The following is a 17,439-nucleotide window of genomic DNA, read 5'->3' as shown; positions in this document are numbered from 1 at the left end:
ATGACCGTTCATTCAAGTGACAAGCCGCTACTGGAGATCCACGACCTGCGTATTGAAGGCCATTATCAGGGCGCTTGGCACCCGCTGATCAAAGGCATCGACTTGAGCCTGCAGCGGGGCGAAGTACTGGGCCTGATTGGTGAATCGGGGGCGGGCAAGTCGACTCTGGGTCTGGCCTCCATGGGTTATGTGCGCGACGGTTGCCGTATCACGGGTGGCTCGGTGCGCTTCGATGGCCAGGAACTGGTGGGCGCCAAGCCCGAAGCCCTGCGCAAGCTGCGCGGCCTGCGTATCGCCTATGTCGCGCAAAGCGCGGCGGCCTCGTTCAACCCCGCGCACCGGCTGATCGACCAGCATGTCGAAACCGCGGTAAGGAACGCTGGTATCGACCGTGCCAAGGCACAAGCCGAAGCAGTGGAGCTCTACCGCATACTGCGTCTGCCCAACCCCGAGCAGATCGGCCAGCGCTACCCGCACCAGGTCTCCGGCGGTCAGTTGCAACGGGTGATGACCGCCATGGCCATGGCCTGCCACCCGGACCTGATCATCTTCGACGAACCGACCACGGCGCTGGATGTCACCACCCAGATCGAAGTGCTGGTGGCGATTCGCGATGCGGTGAAAACCTACGGGAGCGCCGCCTTGTACATCAGCCACGACCTGGCAGTGGTGGCGCAAATGGCCGACCGCATCATGGTTCTGCGTCACGGCAAGCTGGTGGAGGAGGCCGACACCCGGACCATGCTCGACGCCCCACAGCAGGATTACACCAGATCGCTTTGGGCAGTGCGTAGCTTGCGCACCGAACCCAAGCCGTGCCCACCGCAGGCAACACCGCTGCTGGAGGTACGCAAGGCCAGCGCCAGCTACGGCCATCAGCCGGTGCTGCATGATGTCTCGCTCAAGCTCTATCGTGGCCAGACCCTGGCGGTGATCGGCGAGTCGGGCAGCGGCAAGAGCTCTACGGCACGCTTGATCACCGGGTTGTTGCCGCCGACCAGCGGCCAGGTGTTGTATGACGGAAAAGCGCTGCCAGCTGATTATCGCCAGCGCAGCAAGGAGCAATTGCGCCGATTGCAGATGATTTACCAGATCCCCGACACCGCGCTCAACCCGCGCCAGCGCATCGTCGACATCATCGGCCGGCCGCTGAGTTTCTACCTCGGCCTCAAGGGCCAGGCGCTGCGCCAGCGGGTCGCCGAGCTATTGGAGATGATCGAGCTGGACCCGGCGTTGTACATGGATCGCCAGCCCCGCGAACTGTCTGGCGGGCAGAAGCAGCGGATCTGTATCGCCCGGGCTCTGGCGGCCGAGCCGCAACTGATCATCTGCGACGAAGTCACCTCGGCCCTCGACCAACTGGTGGCCGAAGGCGTTCTGAAGCTGCTCAACCGCATCCAGCAGCAACTGGGCGTGGCCTACTTGTTCATCACACACGACGTCGCCACCGTGCGCGCCATTGCCGACGAGGTACTGGTGATGCAGCGTGGGAAGGTGGTCGATCACGGCTGCCGGGAGGAGATCTTTACCCCGCCGTACCGCGACTACACCGGCTTGTTGTTCTCCAGTGAGCCAGAAATGGATCCGGACTGGCTCGACCATTTGCTGGAGAAAAGGGCGCTGGTTTCCTGACTTGGCCATGGCAAGAAAAGCGCCCCTTTGATCAAGTGGCCGTGCTTCTGGGGCCAGAAGAGGCGGAACGCCCCTTGAGCCGCACGGCTAAGAAGGCGCAAACAGGCTGCCACCACCTTAAAGAGCGCCGTTTCGGTGATGGACTTGTGGCGTTTAAAGGGCCTCCAAGCCATCTGCCGAGGCGGGCTGCGTAACGCGGTGCGCATGTCGTGCCCCCGCCTTTGCAGTGCGCGGCGTGCACGGGACCGGCCATGCATTGCGCTCCAACGGAGTGGGGCAGGTATCAACCAGCGGAGTGAGTGCCGCAAGACCCAGCGGCAAATTGCAATCGACGCAGCCCCTTGATGAACGGTACAATCGCGCCTCGAAGCTCGGCTGCGGAACGCCGTCGAGTGCTCAATTACGGTTAGGTCCTATGCTTTGCATTGCAACGATTCGTTTTAGTCAGTGGTGGCGCTTCCAATAGGAAGCGGCACGTCGTTGCGGTTTTTTAACCGAACCCTGCCGCCGTAATCGGCAAGCAGGGATCAAGGATCTAATAGCTCTCCGGCACGGCGGCTCCAAACCCCAGGAGAACGCTGCATGCCAATCAGTCTCCCCACGCAGTACACCTTCGCCCGGCGGCAATGCCATCGGGTGCATCGTCATGCCCAACGTTCTGCCGGCTTGCGCTGGCGATGGCCGACGATGGCGTGGCGAGCTGAGCGACATTGCATAGATAAGGCGGTTCAATTCCATCACCTTGTCTGCCCTGCCGACAGCTTGCAGCATTCGGGTGCGCAAGCTCGCCCGGCACGCTCCACTGCGCTTGTGTATATCAATGTGCATATCGACACCCTGAGTTGCATGCACACCTACTTTAAAATCAATAAGTTGGAGCATGTATGCTGCTGATGATTGATAACTACGACTCCTTCACCTACAACGTCGTCCAGTACCTGGGCGAGTTGGGAGCTGAGGTGAAAGTAGTGCGCAATGACGAACTGACCGTGGCTCAGATCGAGGCGCTCAAGCCCGAGCGCATCGTGGTCTCGCCCGGGCCTTGCACGCCGACCGAAGCCGGTATTTCCATCGAGGCGATCAAGCACTTCGCCGGCAAGCTGCCGATTCTCGGCGTATGCCTGGGGCATCAGTCCATCGGCCAGGCCTTTGGCGGCCAGGTGGTGCGTGCCCGGCAAGTGATGCACGGCAAGACCAGCCCGGTGTTCCACCGCGACCTGGGGGTGTTCAACGGCCTGAACATGCCGCTGACCGTAACCCGTTACCACTCGTTGGTGGTCAAGCACGAGAGCTTGCCCGAGTGCCTCGAAGTCACGGCCTGGACCCAGCTGGAAGACGGCTCCGTCGACGAGATCATGGGGTTGCGCCACAAGACGCTGAATATCGAGGGGGTGCAATTTCACCCCGAGTCTATTCTCACCGAGCAGGGCCACGAGCTGTTCGCCAACTTTCTCAAACAGAGCGGCGGCACGCGCTAAGGACTTTTCATGGATATCAAGACTGCCTTGAGCCGTATCGTCGGCCACCTGGACCTGAGCACCGAAGAAATGCGTTCGGTAATGCGTGAAATCATGACCGGCCAATGCACCGATGCGCAGATTGGCGCCTTCATGATGGCCATGCGCATGAAAAGCGAAAGCATCGACGAGATCGTCGGTGCGGTGTCGGCAATGCGCGAGCTGGCGGACCGGGTCGAGCTGAAAACCCTGGATGGCGTGGTGGATGTAGTGGGCACCGGCGGCGACGGGGCGAACATCTTCAACGTGTCCACGGCTTCCTCCTTTGTGGTCGCAGCGGCCGGTTGCACTGTGGCCAAGCACGGCAACCGCGCGGTGTCCGGCAAGAGCGGCAGCGCCGACCTGCTGGAAGCGGCCGGGATCTATTTGAACCTGACCCCGGTCCAGGTGGCGCGCTGCATCGATAACGTCGGCATCGGCTTCATGTTTGCCCAGTCCCATCACGGGGCGATGAAATATGCCGCCGGCCCGCGTCGCGACCTTGGCCTGCGCACCCTGTTCAACATGCTCGGCCCGCTTACGAATCCGGCCGGAGTCAAGCATCAGGTGGTAGGCGTGTTCACTCAGGCGTTGTGCCGGCCCTTGGCCGAAGTCTTGCAACGCCTGGGCAGCAAGCACGTTCTGGTGGTGCATTCCCAGGATGGTCTGGACGAGTTCAGCCTGGCTGCGCCCACCTATGTGGCCGAACTGAAGAATGACCAGATCATCGAGTACTGGGTACAGCCCGAGGATCTGGGCATGAAGAGCCAGAGTCTGTTCGGCCTGGTGGTGGAAAGCCCGGCGGCGTCCCTGGAGCTGATCCGCGATGCCCTGGGGCGCCGCAAGACAGAGCATGGCCAGAAGGCCGCCGAAATGATTGTGCTCAATGCGGGTGCGGCGCTGTATGCCGCCGATCATGCCAGTAGCCTGAAAGAGGGCGTGGCCCTGGCTCACGACGCCTTGCACACCGGCCTGGCCCGGGAGAAGCTCGAAGAGCTGGGTGCCTTTACCGCGGTGTTCAAGCAGGAGAATGAAGGATGAGTGTGCCGACAGTTCTGGAAAAAATCCTCGCCCGTAAAGCCGAGGAGGTTGCCGAGCGCAGCGCCCGCGTCAGCCTGGCCGAGCTGGAAACCCTGGCGCGTGCTGCCGATGCACCACGGGGTTTCGCCCGGGCCTTGCAGGATCAGGTCAAGCTCAAGCAGCCGGCAGTGATAGCCGAGATCAAGAAGGCTTCGCCGAGCAAAGGCGTGATCCGTGAGAACTTCGTTCCGGCGGACATTGCCAAGAGCTACGAGAAAGGCGGTGCCACTTGCCTGTCCGTGCTGACCGATGTCGATTACTTCCAGGGTGCCGATGCGTACCTGCAGCAGGCCCGCGCCGCCTGCAAGCTGCCGGTGATCCGCAAGGACTTCATGATCGATCCGTACCAGATCGTCGAAGCCCGCGCCCTGGGCGCCGACTGCGTATTGCTGATTGTCGCTGCGCTGGATGACGTGCGGATGGCGGAGCTGGCGGCGGTGGCCAAGGGCGTTGGCCTGGATGTGCTGGTGGAAGTGCATGACGGTGATGAGCTGGAGCGGGCGCTGAAGACCCTCGACACACCTCTGGTTGGGGTCAACAACCGCAACCTGCACACCTTCGAAGTCAATCTGGAGACCACCCTCGACCTGCTGCCACGCATTCCCCGCGAGCGCCTGGTGATTACCGAGAGCGGCATCCTCAACCGTGCCGATGTCGAGCTGATGGAAATCAGCGATGTCTATTCGTTCCTGGTGGGTGAGGCGTTCATGCGTGCCGAAAGCCCGGGCAGCGAATTGCAGCGTCTGTTCTTCCCTGAGCGCGGTGTGCCGGTCAGCGGCTCGACCCTGGACTGAACCCGTGACAATGAACAAGCCGGCGATGCCGGCTTTTTCATGCCTATCGCCAAGGATTTCTACTGCCATGACTCAACCCCTTGCCTTGACTGTCGAAGCCGGCCTGCAGGCCGAGCAAGATCTGCTGGCCCTGGTGTGTACCGGTGTACAAGAGTTCGGCCTGCTGTTCTGGCAGCCCAGTGACCGGGCGCTGGTGATGCCTCGGCGCTTGAGTCGCCTGCCTGGATTTGAACGGGCCTGCGAGGAGTCGGCCGCCAACGGCTGGCCGGTGCTGCTGCGCGAAACCGGCGGCGAGCCGGTGCCGCAGTCGGCGGCCACGGTGAACATCGCCCTGGTCTACGCCCCGCCACGCAGCGAAGGGGATCAGGGCCGGATCGAAACCGCGTACCGGCGCCTGTGTCAGCCGATCTGCGACCTGCTCAGCGAACTGGGGGGCAACCCGTCATTGGGCGAAGTGGAAGGGGCGTTCTGCGATGGTCGCTTCAACGTCAACCTGGACGGGCGCAAGATGGTCGGCACCGCCCAGCGCTGGCGTCAGAGCAAGGGTGGCCAGCGACCAGTGGGCCTGGTGCATGGTGCCTTGCTGCTGGATAACGAACGCGATTCGATGGTGAGCGCGGTCAATACTTTCAATCAGGCCTGTGGCCTGGAACAGCGCTGCCGGGCCGAAAGTCATATCGCCCTGCACGAGGCCTTTGCGGCGCCCGATGCGCTAGTGCGGTTGGAGAGCCTGTACCGGCAGATGCTCAAGGGCTTCCTGGGGGATTAGCGGGTGCCGAACACCACCATGGTCTTGCCCTTGACGTGAACCAGGTTGCGTTCTTCCAGATCCTTGAGGACGCGACCGACCATTTCCCGTGAACAACCGACGATCCGGCCGATTTCCTGGCGGGTGATCTTGATCTGCATGCCATCCGGGTGGGTCATGGCGTCCGGTTGCTTGCAGAGCTCCAGCAGGCAGCGGGCCACCCGCCCGGTCACGTCGAAGAACGCCAGGTCGCCGACCTTGCGCGTGGTGTTGCGCAGGCGCTGGGCGATCTGCCCGCTGAGCACATAGAGGATGTCCGGGTCGTTCTGCGACAGTTCGCGGAACTTGGCGTAGCTGATCTCGGCAACCTCGCACTCTACCTTGGCGCGCACCCAGGCGCTGCGCTGCTGCTCATGGCCGGCCTCTTCGAAGAGCCCCAGTTCGCCGAAGAAGTCTCCGGCATTGAGGTAGGCGATGATCATCTCCCGACCGTCATCGTCTTCGATGAGGATGGTCACCGAGCCCTTGATGATGAAGTACAGGCTGTCGGACACATCACCGGCGCAGATGATGTTGCTCTTGGCCTGATACCGGCGGCGTTGACAGTGCATGAGCAACTTGTCGAGATTTTTGATCTTGGGGGTGGGGGCAATAGCAACCATGGTTGTATCCCGAAAAGACTGCACGGTATGAGGTGTTTTTTTTATGGGGCGTAAAACGAAGGTGTTGAACGCTGGCGATGCGCCAGTCATTTGGCGTCAGCTTAACAGACACGTCCTTGGCTCAATTAAGATTTTTCTTATCGAAAACCGGTAATGAGGGACAAACGGTCAAAGCGCTGTGGCTGGAAAACCCTGTGCTAAGCTGGCGACCCTTTTTTAACAGTGGAGTCTTGGCGATGAAGGCACGCATCCAATGGGCTGGCGAAGCCATGTTCCTCGGCGAATCGGGCAGTGGCCACGTAGTGGTGATGGATGGCCCGCCGGAAGCCGGTGGCCGCAACCTGGGTGTTCGCCCTATGGAAATGCTCCTGCTCGGCGTGGGCGGTTGCAGCAACTTCGATGTGGTCAGCATTCTCAAGAAGTCGCGCCAGGCGGTTGAAAGCTGCGAGGCGTTCCTGGATGCCGAGCGTGCCACCGAAGACCCCAAGGTCTTCACCAAGATCCACATGCATTTCGTGGTCAAGGGCCGGGGCCTCAAAGAAGCCCAGGTCAAGCGGGCCATCGAGCTGTCTGCCGAGAAATACTGCTCGGCGTCGATCATGCTCGGCGCGGCCGGTGTGGCCATCACTCACGATTACGAAATCGTCGAGCTGGGCTGAACTCGCGCGGATTCTGGCGGTAAAAGAAAAGGGCGCTTCGATAGCGCCCTTTTTGATGCCCGTGGTTTGGAATCAGATCCGGTAGGTGCTCTTGGTCATGACCTTGGCCAGCAGGCTCATGCCGAATTTCACCGGCGCCGGGAAGCGGAACCCGCCGGCTTCGAGCGCGGTTTCAGCGTGATGTTCTTCGTCGATGCGCATCTGTTCGAGAATCGCTCGGGACTTTTCGTCTTCGGCCGGCAGTTGCTCCAGATGCTCGTTCAGGTGCTTGCACACCTGGTCTTCGGTGGCGGCAACGAACCCCAGGCTGACCTTGTCGCTGATCAGGCCTGCCGCGGCGCCGATGCCGAAGGACAAACCGTAGAACAGCGGGTTGAGCACGCTCGGGTGGCTGCCCAACTGGCGGATGCGCTGTTCGCACCAGGCCAGGTGGTCGATTTCTTCTTCGGCGGCATGTTCCATGGCCTGGCGTACCTGAGGCAGCTTGGCGGTCAGGGCCTGGCCCTGGTACAGCGCCTGGGCGCAGACTTCCCCGGTGTGGTTGATGCGCATCAGGCCGGCCACGTGCCGGGTGTCCTCGTCACTCATCTGCGCTTCCGGCTGCACGATGGCCGGCGACGGGCGATAAGGTTGGCCGCTGAAAGGCAGCAGCGTGCGCATCGCCATATCGGCTTGCAACAGCAGGCGGTCGATCGGCGAGTAGTGACGTTGGGTAGTCATGCTTATCTCCGGGAGAAATCTCGGCGACCAGTTTACTCCAATCAAAGGAGCGAAAACTGCGCTGGATCAGCGCACCCTCGTCCTCGATGGTCCGAGAGGGCGCTGCGCAAGGGGGGGGTGGGGGCAATCAGCCCGGCGGCCAGTTCATCTGGCGCTGACCCAGCACGTGCATGTGAATGTGATACACGGTCTGCCCACCCAGCTCGTTGCAGTTCATGACGACCCGGAAGCCGTCTTCGCAGCCTTGCTCCTTGGCCAGGCGCTGGGCGGTGAACAGAATGTGTCCGGCCAGGGTCTTGTCGTCCTCGGTGAGGTCGTTGAGGGTACGGATGGGTTTCTTCGGGATCACCAGGAAATGCACCGGCGCTTGCGGGGCAATATCGTGGAAGGCCAGAACCTGGTCGTCCTCGTAGATGATCTTCGCGGGTATTTCTCTGTTGATGATCTTGGTGAACAGAGTATCCACAGCTGTTTCTCCATTGGGTTGGTCCGGGCCGAGTGTACTCAGGTGCACAAGGTGCGCCCAGCCCCGACTCTTAACGTGGGCAGTAGGCCCGATTGACGTAACCGACGATCTTGCGGGTCAGCCAGCGTGAACTCAGGCGGGCGCTGAAGGCCATCCAGCGGTTCAGGCGGCCGGGAATGATGATGGCGCGGTTCTTTTCCAGGGCGCGGACCGCATACAGCGCGACCTCCTCGGGGCTCATGAGCAGCTTGCTGTCCTTGAGTTTGGTGGTGTCCATTTGTGCGGTGCGGAAAAATGCGGTGCGGGTCGGCCCCGGGCAGAGTACCGAGACCTTCACCGCGCACTTCTTCAATTCTTCGCGCAACCCTTCGGAGAAATGCAGGACATAGGCCTTGCTGGCGTAGTAGCTGCTCATCCAGGGGCCGGGATAGAAGGCTGCCACCGAGGCGACATTGAGGATCTGCCCGCCGCCCAGCAGCGCCATGCTGTTGCCCAGGGCATGACACAGGCGGGTGAGGGCGAGGATGTTGACCTCGATCAGGTCCTGCTCGGTCATCCAGTCCTGGGCCAGGAACGGGCCGCTGGTGCCGATGCCGGCGCAATTGACCAGCAGGTCGATCTGCCGGTCACCCTCCTCCAGCTCCAGCAGGAAACCGGACAGGCGCAGTGGTTCGCCCAGGTCGCAGGCGCGGAACAGCACTTCGACGCCGAAGCGCTGGGTCAATTCCAGGGCGATGCATTCCAGCTGATCACGCTGACGGGCCACGAGAATCAAGTTACGGCCGCGCCGGGCCAGTGCTTCGGCCAGGGCCAGGCCTATGCCGCTGGAAGCACCAGTGATCAGAGCGTAACGGGTCATGCATTTCTCCATCGCAACGGCCGGCGGCCTGCGACGGGGGAGGGTCGCAGGCCCGGGCGCGTTTATTCTTGCTCGGACTCGGATTCTACAGGGGCGGCGATATCGGCGGGTTCGGCATCTTCATCGGCGCTGCTGGAGTCGATGCTTTCGCTGTAGCTGGTTTCGCTGTAGCGATCTTCCAGGGAGCTCAGGCCGCCGGCTACCATGCCCACGATCAGTGCGACGATCAGGACGACCCACATCCAGGACAGCACCTTGACGGCGGTGGTGTTGGGCGGTGGTGGTGCGCCGTAGCGGTTGGCCACGTTGCTGCCCGGGCTGACCATCAGCACCAGAGGGAAGATGCTGCCAACGATGGGCACGAAGTTCAGCAGCCACAGCCAGCCCGACCAGCCGAGATCGTGCAGGCGCTGCACGCTGATCTGAATGCTGACCACGAGGAAGCCGATGAAGACCACGATACCGCCGACAATCCCCAGGCCGGTGAGCAGGGTGGAATTGAACACCGCCGCGGACAGGATACCGAAGAAGGCGCCTACCCCGACCACGGCCAGCATGGCCACCGTCAGGACCAGAGTCCAGGCCAGGTAGCGCAGGCGACCGATACGGCCTTCGAAGCTGAATACGTTGAGTGCGGCGTATTGTGGGATTGCATCGCCTACTACGGCTTGCGGGGGCGCATAGGGCGACTCGCTGAGGCTGCTGGCCCTGGGTGTGGGGGTTACTGTGTCTAGATCCAGCTTCAGGGCCTGCTCGGATTCGATGCGGGCATCGATCCCGGCGTTCTTCAATGCTTCCAGATAGCGCTGGGCGTCGGCCTGCGTCAGGTCGCGCTTGAGCTCCACCTGCTGGCCGCTGAACAGGCGTTCTACGGCGGCGGCATCGCTTTTGAACAGTTCGGCGAGGTTCAGTTGGGCAGTGGCTTTTTCCACGCCGGGCAGCAACGTGCCGTCGAAAACGATCTTGTAGCGGGTTTCGCTCATGGGGGCATCCCTGTCACTTGAAAAGAAGGTTTACATAAAAGACCGACAGTTTAAGGCCAGCGCCCCTCGGCTGGCCAAAAAACTAATGAGAACGGGTTAACGTGGCCAGCGTTTGCTCAGTTGGCTGGCGCGTTGCTGGGCCTCCTGATATTCGCTGTCCAGGCGCGCGATCAATTGGTCGACGCTGGGCAGGTCGTCGATTTCACAGACCCCCTGGCCTGCGGACCAGACGGTTTTCCAGGCTTTTGCCTCATCACTGATGGGGTTGAGCTTGGAGCCGAAGTTGATCTCACCTTTGCCTTGCAGGGCGGCCAGGTCGAAACCTGCGTTCTCCAGGCTTTGGCGCATGAAGCTGGCAGGTACTCCAGAAACCGCGGCGGTATGCACGATGTCGGCGGCTCGAGAGCTGAGTAGCATCTCTTTATAGGCATCCGGTGCGTGGCTTTCGGTGGTACCGATAAAGCGGGTGCCCAAGTAGGCGAGGTCGGCGCCAAGCAGCTGTGCGGCAAGAATCTCGTGGCCCCGGTTCAGGCAGCCGGCCAGTAGCAGGGTCTTGTCGAAGAACTGGCGGATCTCGGCGACCAGAGAGAAGGGGCTCCAGGTGCCTGCATGGCCACCCGCTCCGGCAGCGACGGCGATCAGCCCATCGACACCCGCCTCGGCGGCTTTCTCTGCGTGCCGGCGGGTGGTCACGTCATGAAATACCAGGCCGCCGTAGCTGTGCACGGCGTCCACTACTTCCTTGACCGCGCCGAGGCTGGTGATGACGATCGGTACCTTGTGCTCGATGCAGATCTGCAAGTCGGCCTGCAGCCGTGGATTGCTGTTGTGCACGATCAGGTTCACGGCGTAGGGAGCAGGGTTCTCCAGCTTGGCCAGGCCCGCTTCGATCTCCTCCAGCCAGGCCTTGAAACCGCTGCTTTCGCGCTGATTGAGGGCGGGAAAGCTACCCACCACACCATTGCGACAGCAGGCCAGGACCAGTTCCGGGTTGGAGATCAGAAACATCGGCGCGGCCACCAGGGGCAGGCGCAGACGTTGTTCGAGCAAAGCGGGCAGTGACATTGGAGTACCCCCAGGGAAGCGACTAGTTAGAGTTAGAACGGCCGTACAACGACCAAAATTACAATAGCCAGCAATATCAGAACCGGTACTTCATTGAACCAGCGATAAAAGACATGGCTGCGGGTGTTTTCGCCACGGGCGAAGCGCTTCACTTGCGCGCCGCACATGTGGTGATAGCCGATGAGGATGACCACCAGGGTCAGTTTGGCGTGCATCCAGCCGCCCTGGCCGAAATACGCGCTGGGGTTGAGGCTGATCAGCCAGATGCCAAAGATCAGTGCCGCGATCATCGCAGGCCCCATGATGAAGCGGTACAGCTTGCGTTCCATCAGGCAGAAGCGCTCGCGGCTGATGCTGTCCTCGCTTTGGGCGTGGTAAACGAACAGGCGTGGCAGGTAGAAAAGGCCGGCAAACCAGCAGACCACGCTGACGATATGAAAGGCTTTGAGCCATAGATAGAGCATTTTTAGTTATTCCCAGGTTCACGGTGGCGAAGATAGTAGAGGGTAGAGCGTCCGCACGTCACCTTGACGGTTGTCGCAGGGGCGCGCCGCCCCTATTATCGGCAGCTTTCCAGTGGGTTCGTTGAGGGCAGGTTTATGGTCAAGGTCGGTATCGTCGGCGGCACGGGTTACACCGGTGTCGAACTGCTGCGTCTGTTGGCACAGCATCCGCAAGCGCGAGTGGAAGTCATCACTTCGCGATCCGAGGCTGGCCTGGCCGTTGCCGACATGTACCCGAACCTGCGTGGCCATTACGACGGCCTGGCGTTCAGCGTGCCGGATATCAAGACCCTTGGTGCCTGTGACGTGGTGTTCTTTGCCACCCCCCATGGCGTGGCGCATGCACTGGCTGGCGAGCTGCTGGCTGCGGGGACCAAGGTCATCGACCTATCGGCAGACTTCCGCCTGCAGGATGCCGATGAGTGGGCCAAGTGGTACGGTCAGCCTCACGGTGCCCCTCAATTGCTGGACGAAGCGGTCTACGGCCTACCGGAAGTCAATCGCGAACAGATCAAGAAAGCCCGTTTGATTGCGGTTCCTGGCTGCTATCCAACCGCAACCCAGCTCGGTTTCCTGCCGCTGCTGGAAGCCGGCCTTGCCGACACTTCCCGGCTGATCGCCGACTGCAAATCCGGTGTCAGCGGTGCTGGCCGTGGCGCCAGCGTCGGGTCGCTGTACTCGGAAACTTCCGAGAGCATGAAGGCCTATGCGGTCAAGGGGCACCGTCATTTGCCGGAAATCCGTCAAGGCCTGCGCCGGGCAGCAGGCAAGGAAGTTGGCCTGACGTTCGTACCGCACCTGACGCCGATGATTCGCGGTATCCACTCCACGCTCTACTCCACGGTGGTGGATAAGTCGGTGGATCTGCAGGCGTTGTTCGAGAAGCGTTATGCCAATGAGCCGTTTGTCGATGTAATGCCGGCCGGCAGCCATCCGGAGACCCGCAGTGTGCGGGGTGCCAACGTGTGCCGGATTGCCGTGCACCGGCCGCAGGATGGTGATCTGGTAGTGGTACTGTCGGTCATCGACAACCTGGTCAAGGGCGCTTCGGGCCAGGCGGTGCAGAACCTCAATATCCTGTTCGGCCTGGATGAGCGTTTGGGGCTGTCCCACGCGGGCATGCTGCCTTAACGTCGTTTTTGCGTGAACAAAAAGGCCCGTCTGACGGGCCTTTCTGCTTTATACGGGTGGCTGTACGACTATTGATATACCGTAACAATAGTTGACCGCTTTTCTGGGAGAAGCGGATAATGCGCGTCATTACGCAGTATGGCGGCTTAACGCCGGGAGATAGTCAGCATGAGCGTTGAATCCTTCACCCCCACGGCTTTGCAATTCACTCAAGGTGCAGCGCACAAGGTGAAGACCCTGGTCGATGAAGAGGGTAATGATCGCTTGAAGCTGCGCGTATTCGTTACGGGCGGCGGTTGTTCGGGGTTTCAGTACGGTTTCACTTTCGATGAGGAAGTGGCCGAGGATGACACCATCGTCGAGCGCGAGGGCGTGAGCCTGGTGGTCGATCCGATGAGCTTCCAGTACCTGGCCGGTGCTGAAGTGGACTACCAGGAAGGCCTGGAAGGTTCGCGGTTCGTGATCAAGAACCCCAATGCCACCACTACCTGTGGTTGCGGGTCGTCGTTCTCGATCTGACCAGCCGGCAGTAGCCATTCGCCGAACGCCGCAGGGGCCTGGGATCCTGCGGCGTTTTGCTGTCTGCTGTTCAAGCCGGGTAGATGGCGCCTAGTACACGCAGGCCACGGGCGCCGGTGACGCTGGGCCGGTTGGCAGCGATGCCTTCCAGGCAGCAGTGGGCCAGCCAGGCAAACGCCATAGCCTCTACCCAGTCGGGATCTACGCCATACGCCGCAGTGCTGCTGACCCGTGTTTGCGGGAGGAGGGCTGCCAGGCGGCCCATGAGCGCTGCGTTATGCGCGCCGCCGCCGCACACCAGCAGCTCCTGGGTGTCACTTTGAGCGCTCTGCAGCGAATCGACGATGGTTAGAGCTGTCAGCTCCAGAAGGGTAGCCTGCACGTTTTCGGCGGCAATAGCGCCCCGTGCCCTCAGATGCCGCTGTAGCCAATCAAGATTGAATACCTCGCGCCCGGTGCTCTTCGGGCCTTGGGTGGCGAAGAACGGGTCGCTGAGCAAGGCTTGCAAGAGGGGCGGATCAACCTGGCCGCTGGCAGCCCACTGGCCATTGCGGTCGAAGTTCTCTGCGCGTTTGGCCTGGATCCAGGCATCGAGCAGGACGTTGCCCGGGCCACAGTCGAATCCGGCCACCGGCTTGGCGGTTTCGATCAGGCTCAGGTTGCTGAACCCGCCGACGTTCAGCACGGCGCGGTTTCCCGGGCGCTGGTCGAACAGGGCTTCGTGAAAGGCCGGAACCAGCGGCGCGCCTTGCCCGCCCGCCGCCACGTCGCGGCTGCGGAAGTCGCTGACAACAGTGATCCCGGTCAGCTCAGTGAGCAGGGCCGGGTTGCCGATCTGCACCGTGAACCCGCGGCTTGGCTCATGGCGCACGGTTTGTCCGTGGCTGCCGATAGCGCGAATGTCTTGAGGATGCAGTTGCTGTTGTTGCAGAAGCTGGTTGATGCCCTGGGCGGCCAGCTCGACCCAGTGCTGTTGGGCGATGGCGGAACGGGCGATCTCGTCGGGGCCACTGGCGCACAAACCCAGGAGTTCGGCGCGCAGGGTATCGGGCATGGGGATGTAGCGAGTGGCGACCAATCTGAGCGCCGGGCTTTGCTCGATCAGGGCGATGTCCAGGCCATCAAGGCTGGTACCGGACATCACACCTATATAGAGCGCCATGGCTTAGCGCTTGCTCGAGGCCAGCATCGTGGCCTTTTCCTGATCCATCCGGGCCATCAGAGGCTGGCTCTGCTGCAGGAAGCGTGCTCGTTCGGCCTTGGCGATCGGGTCGGCCATGGGCAGCTTCTGGCCCAGCGGATCCACGTGGACACCGTTGACCTGGAACTCATAGTGCAGGTGCGGTCCGGTGGACAGCCCGGTGGTACCGATATAGCCGATGACCTGGCCCTGTTTCACCGAGCCGCCAGTCTTCACACCCTTGGCAAAGCCCTGCATATGGCCGTACAGGGTGCGGTAGGTGTTGCCGTGCTGGATGATCACGGTATTGCCATAACCGCCACGACGGCCAGCTAGCAGCACCTTGCCATCACCGGCAGCCTTAATTGGCGTGCCCCGTGGCGCGGCATAGTCCACGCCCTTGTGGGCACGGATCTTGTTCAGGATCGGGTGCTTGCGGCCCATGGAAAAGCGCGAGCTGATGCGAGCGAAATCCACCGGTGTACGGATGAAGGCTTTGCGCATGCTGTTGCCATCAGCGGTGTAGTAGCTGCTGGAACCCTGTTTGTTGGTGTAGCGCACTGCGGTGTAGGTCTTGCCACGGTTAGTGAAGCGCGCGGAGAGGATATTGCCTGTACCGACTACCTTGCCGTTGGCGACTTTTTGCTCATAGATCACGTCGAATTCGTCACCCTGGCGAATATCCTGGGCGAAGTCGATGTCGTAGCCGAAAACGTTGGCCATATCCATGGTCAGGCTGTGGGACAGCCCGGCGCGTGCGGCAGACTGCGAAAGCGAGCTGTTGATGACGCCGTGGACATAGGCAGAACGAACCACTGGCTTGGTGATCACGCGGCTGAACGTAAAGCCCTTGGGGCCTTTGGTCAGGGTGATGGTTTCCAGGTCGCTGACCTTGCTGTGCAGGTTGTTCAGTTGGCCATCAGGCGTCAGCTCAAACTCCAGCTTCTGGCCATGCTTGAGCTGGGAGAATTGCTTGGCCTGCTTGTCGCTGGCCAGTACTTCATGGACAGAAGTGGCTGGCAGGCCAACCTTTTCAAAGAGTGTGGAGAGGGTGTCGCCCTTGGTGACCAGAACTTCCCTGTGGCCGGGGGCTTTTGGCTCCTCCACGGCAGCAGGCACAGGTGCGGTTTCTGCGGTTTGCGTGGTGTCTTCGGCGGTGTTTTCGATCTGTGCGAAAGGTGAGGCAACGGCCTCGCTTGTGGCTTGTTCGGTGGATGCGGCGTCTTGATCTTGTGTCAGTTGCTCGATCGGGCTTTCCAGATCAAGGCTCAATGTCGTTTTTTTTGCTTCTACATCACTGGATGGAAATACCAGAAGGGCCAAGCTGAGAAGGGCCGCGATGCCACTTGCGGCGAGCAGGTGGCTCTTCGGATAAAGCGGTGGCGCTTTAGACGGTTCGGTGGTCATAGGTAATTTGACTTTGAAAAGATGAAATGGAAAAGATGAATGACATGATGAAGATGAAATAACTGTATAAAATATAACCAAATCATCTGTGACGCAAGGGCGCGGGCACTCTGCTTTCGGAATGCTCCCGTACGCCGGGCAAAACTTGTAATTAGTCCATGATCTTGTATGGTTGGTTCCCTTTTGAATCTGAGCCTTGCGGGTCTGTTATGAAGTCGGTTGAAGAGCAGCTAGCGCTGATCAAACGTGGTGCGGAAGAGTTGTTGGTCGAGTCCGAGTTGATCGAGAAGCTCAAGCGCGGCGAACCGCTGCGCATTAAGGCTGGCTTTGATCCGACGGCGCCGGATCTGCATCTCGGGCATACCGTACTTATTAATAAGCTGCGTCAGTTCCAGGACTTGGGTCACCAGGTAATCTTCCTGATTGGCGACTTCACCGGCATGATCGGTGACCCCAGTGGCAAAAGTGCCACGCGCCCACCCTTGACTCGCGAGCAGGTCCTGGAAAACGCAGAGACCTATAAAAGCCAGGTCTTCAAGATTCTTGATCCTGCCAAGACTGAGGTGGCTTTCAACTCCACCTGGATGGACAAGATGGGGCCGGCGGACTTCATTCGTCTAACTTCCCAGTACACCGTTGCGCGGATGCTCGAGCGCGACGACTTCGACAAGCGCTATTCGACCAATCAGCCGATTGCCATTCATGAGTTCCTGTATCCGCTGGTGCAAGGCTATGACTCAGTGGCATTGCGCGCCGATGTCGAGTTGGGCGGTACCGACCAGAAGTTCAACCTGCTGATGGGGCGTGAGCTGCAGCGCGGTTACGGTCAGGAGGCTCAGTGCATTCTGACCATGCCATTGCTCGAAGGGTTGGATGGCGTCAAGAAGATGTCCAAGTCTCTGGGTAACTATGTCGGTATCCAGGAGGCGCCTGGCGTGATGTACGGCAAGCTGGTGTCCATTCCTGATGCGTTGATGTGGCGTTACTTCGAGTTGCTCAGCTTCCTCTCCATGGATGAGATCAATGCATTCAAGGCGGATGTAGATGCTGGCGCTAACCCGCGTGACATCAAGATCAAGCTGGCCGAAGAGATTGTTGCGCGCTTCCATGGTGAAGAGGCTGCTGCAAATGCTCACCGTGCCGCAGGTAACCGCATGAAAGATGGCGAGCTGCCTGATGATCTGCCGGAAATCGAGCTGGTTGCTGCCGAGGATATGCCGATTGCGGCTGTCCTTAATAAGGCAGGGCTGGTGAAGAACGCCGCAGTGGCTCGGGATCTTCTAGGTTCGGGTGGTGTGCGGGTGGATGGTGAGGTTGTCGATCGCACCTATATATATGCAGTAGGTTCAACCCATGTGTGCCAAGCCGGCAAGAAGGCATTTGCACGTATTACGCTTAAATCCGAATAAAACTGAAAATAGGTGTTGACGGCGAATTGTATCTCTCTATAATTCGCCTCACTTCCGGCGCAGTCGAAACGGAAAACTCCTTGAGATTCAACGAGTTACGCAGTTTTCGATAGCGGTTACGCTTCA

18 protein-coding genes are annotated in these 17,439 nt (G+C 60.6%); 9 read left to right on the top strand and 9 right to left on the bottom strand.

The window, feature by feature from the left end; translation table 11 throughout:
- The 5 genes from AC1RCO_RS13060 to AC1RCO_RS13040 all read left to right on the top strand — a co-directional run bounded on the left by AC1RCO_RS13060 (nucleotide 1) and on the right by AC1RCO_RS13040 (nucleotide 5,771).
- Nucleotides 1-1,632 (top strand): ABC transporter ATP-binding protein, encoded by a 1,632-nt coding sequence (locus AC1RCO_RS13060; RefSeq protein WP_065365145.1) that lies wholly within the window; start codon nucleotides 1-3, stop codon nucleotides 1,630-1,632.
- An 884-nt stretch (nucleotides 1,633-2,516) separates the two neighbouring features.
- A complete protein-coding gene (locus AC1RCO_RS13055; protein WP_011063801.1) occupies nucleotides 2,517-3,110 on the top strand; it encodes an aminodeoxychorismate/anthranilate synthase component II in 594 nt (197 codons plus the stop codon).
- Between the two features lie 9 nt (nucleotides 3,111-3,119).
- Complete coding sequence (gene trpD / locus AC1RCO_RS13050; RefSeq protein ID WP_492617777.1) at nucleotides 3,120-4,169, top strand: anthranilate phosphoribosyltransferase; 1,050 nt, start codon at nucleotides 3,120-3,122, stop codon at nucleotides 4,167-4,169.
- Entirely contained in the window at nucleotides 4,166-5,002 is an 837-nt protein-coding gene (trpC, locus tag AC1RCO_RS13045) for an indole-3-glycerol phosphate synthase TrpC (protein ID WP_103290291.1), read from the top strand. Before trpD ends, trpC begins: the two co-directional genes overlap by 4 nt.
- 67 nt (nucleotides 5,003-5,069) lie before the next feature.
- Nucleotides 5,070-5,771 carry a lipoate--protein ligase family protein gene (locus tag AC1RCO_RS13040; protein ID WP_492617776.1) on the top strand — a complete coding sequence of 234 codons (702 nt, stop codon included), beginning with the start codon at nucleotides 5,070-5,072 and terminating at the stop codon, nucleotides 5,769-5,771.
- On the opposite strand, the gene crp is transcribed toward AC1RCO_RS13040, so the two are convergent.
- Entirely contained in the window at nucleotides 5,768-6,412 is a 645-nt protein-coding gene (gene crp / locus AC1RCO_RS13035; RefSeq protein WP_011063797.1) for a cAMP-activated global transcriptional regulator CRP, read from the bottom strand. The two genes, AC1RCO_RS13040 and crp, sit on opposite strands and share 4 nt — an antisense overlap.
- 236 nt (nucleotides 6,413-6,648) lie before the next feature.
- Between crp and AC1RCO_RS13030 the strand changes: the two genes are divergently transcribed.
- Nucleotides 6,649-7,071 (top strand): OsmC family protein, encoded by a 423-nt coding sequence (locus AC1RCO_RS13030; RefSeq protein WP_009045862.1) that lies wholly within the window; start codon nucleotides 6,649-6,651, stop codon nucleotides 7,069-7,071.
- 72 nt (nucleotides 7,072-7,143) lie between these two features.
- Here the strand turns inward: AC1RCO_RS13030 and coq7 are convergent, their stop codons facing one another.
- From coq7 to hemJ, 6 genes are all read right to left on the bottom strand, one after another.
- Nucleotides 7,144-7,791: a 2-polyprenyl-3-methyl-6-methoxy-1,4-benzoquinone monooxygenase gene (gene coq7, locus AC1RCO_RS13025; RefSeq protein WP_011063796.1), complete on the bottom strand. Its 648-nt coding sequence runs from the start codon at nucleotides 7,789-7,791 to the stop codon at nucleotides 7,144-7,146.
- A 127-nt stretch (nucleotides 7,792-7,918) separates the two neighbouring features.
- Nucleotides 7,919-8,257: a histidine triad nucleotide-binding protein gene (locus tag AC1RCO_RS13020; protein ID WP_011063795.1), complete on the bottom strand. Its 339-nt coding sequence runs from the start codon at nucleotides 8,255-8,257 to the stop codon at nucleotides 7,919-7,921.
- Between the two features lie 70 nt (nucleotides 8,258-8,327).
- Complete coding sequence (locus tag AC1RCO_RS13015; protein ID WP_019092760.1) at nucleotides 8,328-9,116, bottom strand: SDR family NAD(P)-dependent oxidoreductase; 789 nt, start codon at nucleotides 9,114-9,116, stop codon at nucleotides 8,328-8,330.
- A 62-nt stretch (nucleotides 9,117-9,178) separates the two neighbouring features.
- On the bottom strand, nucleotides 9,179-10,099 hold the full coding sequence (locus AC1RCO_RS13010) for a DUF805 domain-containing protein (RefSeq protein WP_492617775.1): 921 nt from the start codon (nucleotides 10,097-10,099) through the stop codon (nucleotides 9,179-9,181).
- A 96-nt stretch (nucleotides 10,100-10,195) separates the two neighbouring features.
- On the bottom strand, nucleotides 10,196-11,164 hold the full coding sequence (locus tag AC1RCO_RS13005; protein WP_492617774.1) for an NAD(P)H-dependent flavin oxidoreductase: 969 nt from the start codon (nucleotides 11,162-11,164) through the stop codon (nucleotides 10,196-10,198).
- A 32-nt stretch (nucleotides 11,165-11,196) separates the two neighbouring features.
- Nucleotides 11,197-11,628: a protoporphyrinogen oxidase HemJ gene (gene hemJ, locus AC1RCO_RS13000; RefSeq protein ID WP_011063791.1), complete on the bottom strand. Its 432-nt coding sequence runs from the start codon at nucleotides 11,626-11,628 to the stop codon at nucleotides 11,197-11,199.
- A gap of 135 nt (nucleotides 11,629-11,763) precedes the next feature.
- On the opposite strand from hemJ, the gene argC reads away from it, so the two are divergent.
- Both argC and erpA read left to right on the top strand, forming a co-directional pair.
- Nucleotides 11,764-12,798 carry an N-acetyl-gamma-glutamyl-phosphate reductase gene (argC, locus tag AC1RCO_RS12995; protein ID WP_015637236.1) on the top strand — a complete coding sequence of 345 codons (1,035 nt, stop codon included), beginning with the start codon at nucleotides 11,764-11,766 and terminating at the stop codon, nucleotides 12,796-12,798.
- A gap of 168 nt (nucleotides 12,799-12,966) precedes the next feature.
- The gene (gene erpA / locus AC1RCO_RS12990) at nucleotides 12,967-13,317 is read left to right on the top strand and encodes an iron-sulfur cluster insertion protein ErpA (RefSeq protein WP_011063789.1); all 351 of its coding nucleotides are present in this window, start codon (nucleotides 12,967-12,969) and stop codon (nucleotides 13,315-13,317) included.
- Between the two features lie 70 nt (nucleotides 13,318-13,387).
- Here the strand turns inward: erpA and AC1RCO_RS12985 are convergent, their stop codons facing one another.
- On the bottom strand, nucleotides 13,388-14,479 hold the full coding sequence (locus tag AC1RCO_RS12985) for an anhydro-N-acetylmuramic acid kinase (protein WP_236203603.1): 1,092 nt from the start codon (nucleotides 14,477-14,479) through the stop codon (nucleotides 13,388-13,390).
- Between the two features lie 3 nt (nucleotides 14,480-14,482).
- Nucleotides 14,483-15,904, bottom strand: coding sequence for a peptidoglycan DD-metalloendopeptidase family protein (locus AC1RCO_RS12980; protein WP_011063787.1), 1,422 nt, complete (start codon nucleotides 15,902-15,904; stop codon nucleotides 14,483-14,485).
- Between the two features lie 209 nt (nucleotides 15,905-16,113).
- Here AC1RCO_RS12980 and tyrS point away from each other — a divergent pair, with 209 nt between their 5' ends.
- Nucleotides 16,114-17,313 (top strand): tyrosine--tRNA ligase, encoded by a 1,200-nt coding sequence (tyrS, locus tag AC1RCO_RS12975; protein WP_492617773.1) that lies wholly within the window; start codon nucleotides 16,114-16,116, stop codon nucleotides 17,311-17,313.
- Nucleotides 17,314-17,439: the final 126 nt, after the last annotated feature.

The organism is Pseudomonas sp. GW823-FHT03E05 (assembly GCF_058796855.1).
Note: the sequence above shows the minus strand (reverse complement) of the source record. Positions and strands in the feature narration are given on the sequence as shown.

What these genes read in the sequence shown, in the direction of transcription:
- crp (WP_011063797.1), bottom strand. Translation starts at nt 6,412, where the DNA reads ATGGTTGCTATTGCCCCCACCCCCAAGATCAAAAATCTCGACAAGTTG.
- AC1RCO_RS13010 (WP_492617775.1), bottom strand. Translation starts at nt 10,099, where the DNA reads ATGAGCGAAACCCGCTACAAGATCGTTTTCGACGGCACGTTGCTGCCC.
- AC1RCO_RS12985 (WP_236203603.1), bottom strand. Translation starts at nt 14,479, where the DNA reads ATGGCGCTCTATATAGGTGTGATGTCCGGTACCAGCCTTGATGGCCTG.
- erpA (WP_011063789.1), top strand. Translation starts at nt 12,967, where the DNA reads ATGAGCGTTGAATCCTTCACCCCCACGGCTTTGCAATTCACTCAAGGT.
- AC1RCO_RS13055 (WP_011063801.1), top strand. Translation starts at nt 2,517, where the DNA reads ATGCTGCTGATGATTGATAACTACGACTCCTTCACCTACAACGTCGTC.
- AC1RCO_RS13005 (WP_492617774.1), bottom strand. Translation starts at nt 11,164, where the DNA reads ATGTCACTGCCCGCTTTGCTCGAACAACGTCTGCGCCTGCCCCTGGTG.
- coq7 (WP_011063796.1), bottom strand. Translation starts at nt 7,791, where the DNA reads ATGACTACCCAACGTCACTACTCGCCGATCGACCGCCTGCTGTTGCAA.
- AC1RCO_RS13060 (WP_065365145.1), top strand. Translation starts at nt 1, where the DNA reads ATGACCGTTCATTCAAGTGACAAGCCGCTACTGGAGATCCACGACCTG.
- trpD (WP_492617777.1), top strand. Translation starts at nt 3,120, where the DNA reads ATGGATATCAAGACTGCCTTGAGCCGTATCGTCGGCCACCTGGACCTG.
- AC1RCO_RS13030 (WP_009045862.1), top strand. Translation starts at nt 6,649, where the DNA reads ATGAAGGCACGCATCCAATGGGCTGGCGAAGCCATGTTCCTCGGCGAA.
- AC1RCO_RS12980 (WP_011063787.1), bottom strand. Translation starts at nt 15,904, where the DNA reads ATGACCACCGAACCGTCTAAAGCGCCACCGCTTTATCCGAAGAGCCAC.
- tyrS (WP_492617773.1), top strand. Translation starts at nt 16,114, where the DNA reads ATGAAGTCGGTTGAAGAGCAGCTAGCGCTGATCAAACGTGGTGCGGAA.
- trpC (WP_103290291.1), top strand. Translation starts at nt 4,166, where the DNA reads ATGAGTGTGCCGACAGTTCTGGAAAAAATCCTCGCCCGTAAAGCCGAG.
- AC1RCO_RS13040 (WP_492617776.1), top strand. Translation starts at nt 5,070, where the DNA reads ATGACTCAACCCCTTGCCTTGACTGTCGAAGCCGGCCTGCAGGCCGAG.
- hemJ (WP_011063791.1), bottom strand. Translation starts at nt 11,628, where the DNA reads ATGCTCTATCTATGGCTCAAAGCCTTTCATATCGTCAGCGTGGTCTGC.
- AC1RCO_RS13015 (WP_019092760.1), bottom strand. Translation starts at nt 9,116, where the DNA reads ATGACCCGTTACGCTCTGATCACTGGTGCTTCCAGCGGCATAGGCCTG.
- argC (WP_015637236.1), top strand. Translation starts at nt 11,764, where the DNA reads ATGGTCAAGGTCGGTATCGTCGGCGGCACGGGTTACACCGGTGTCGAA.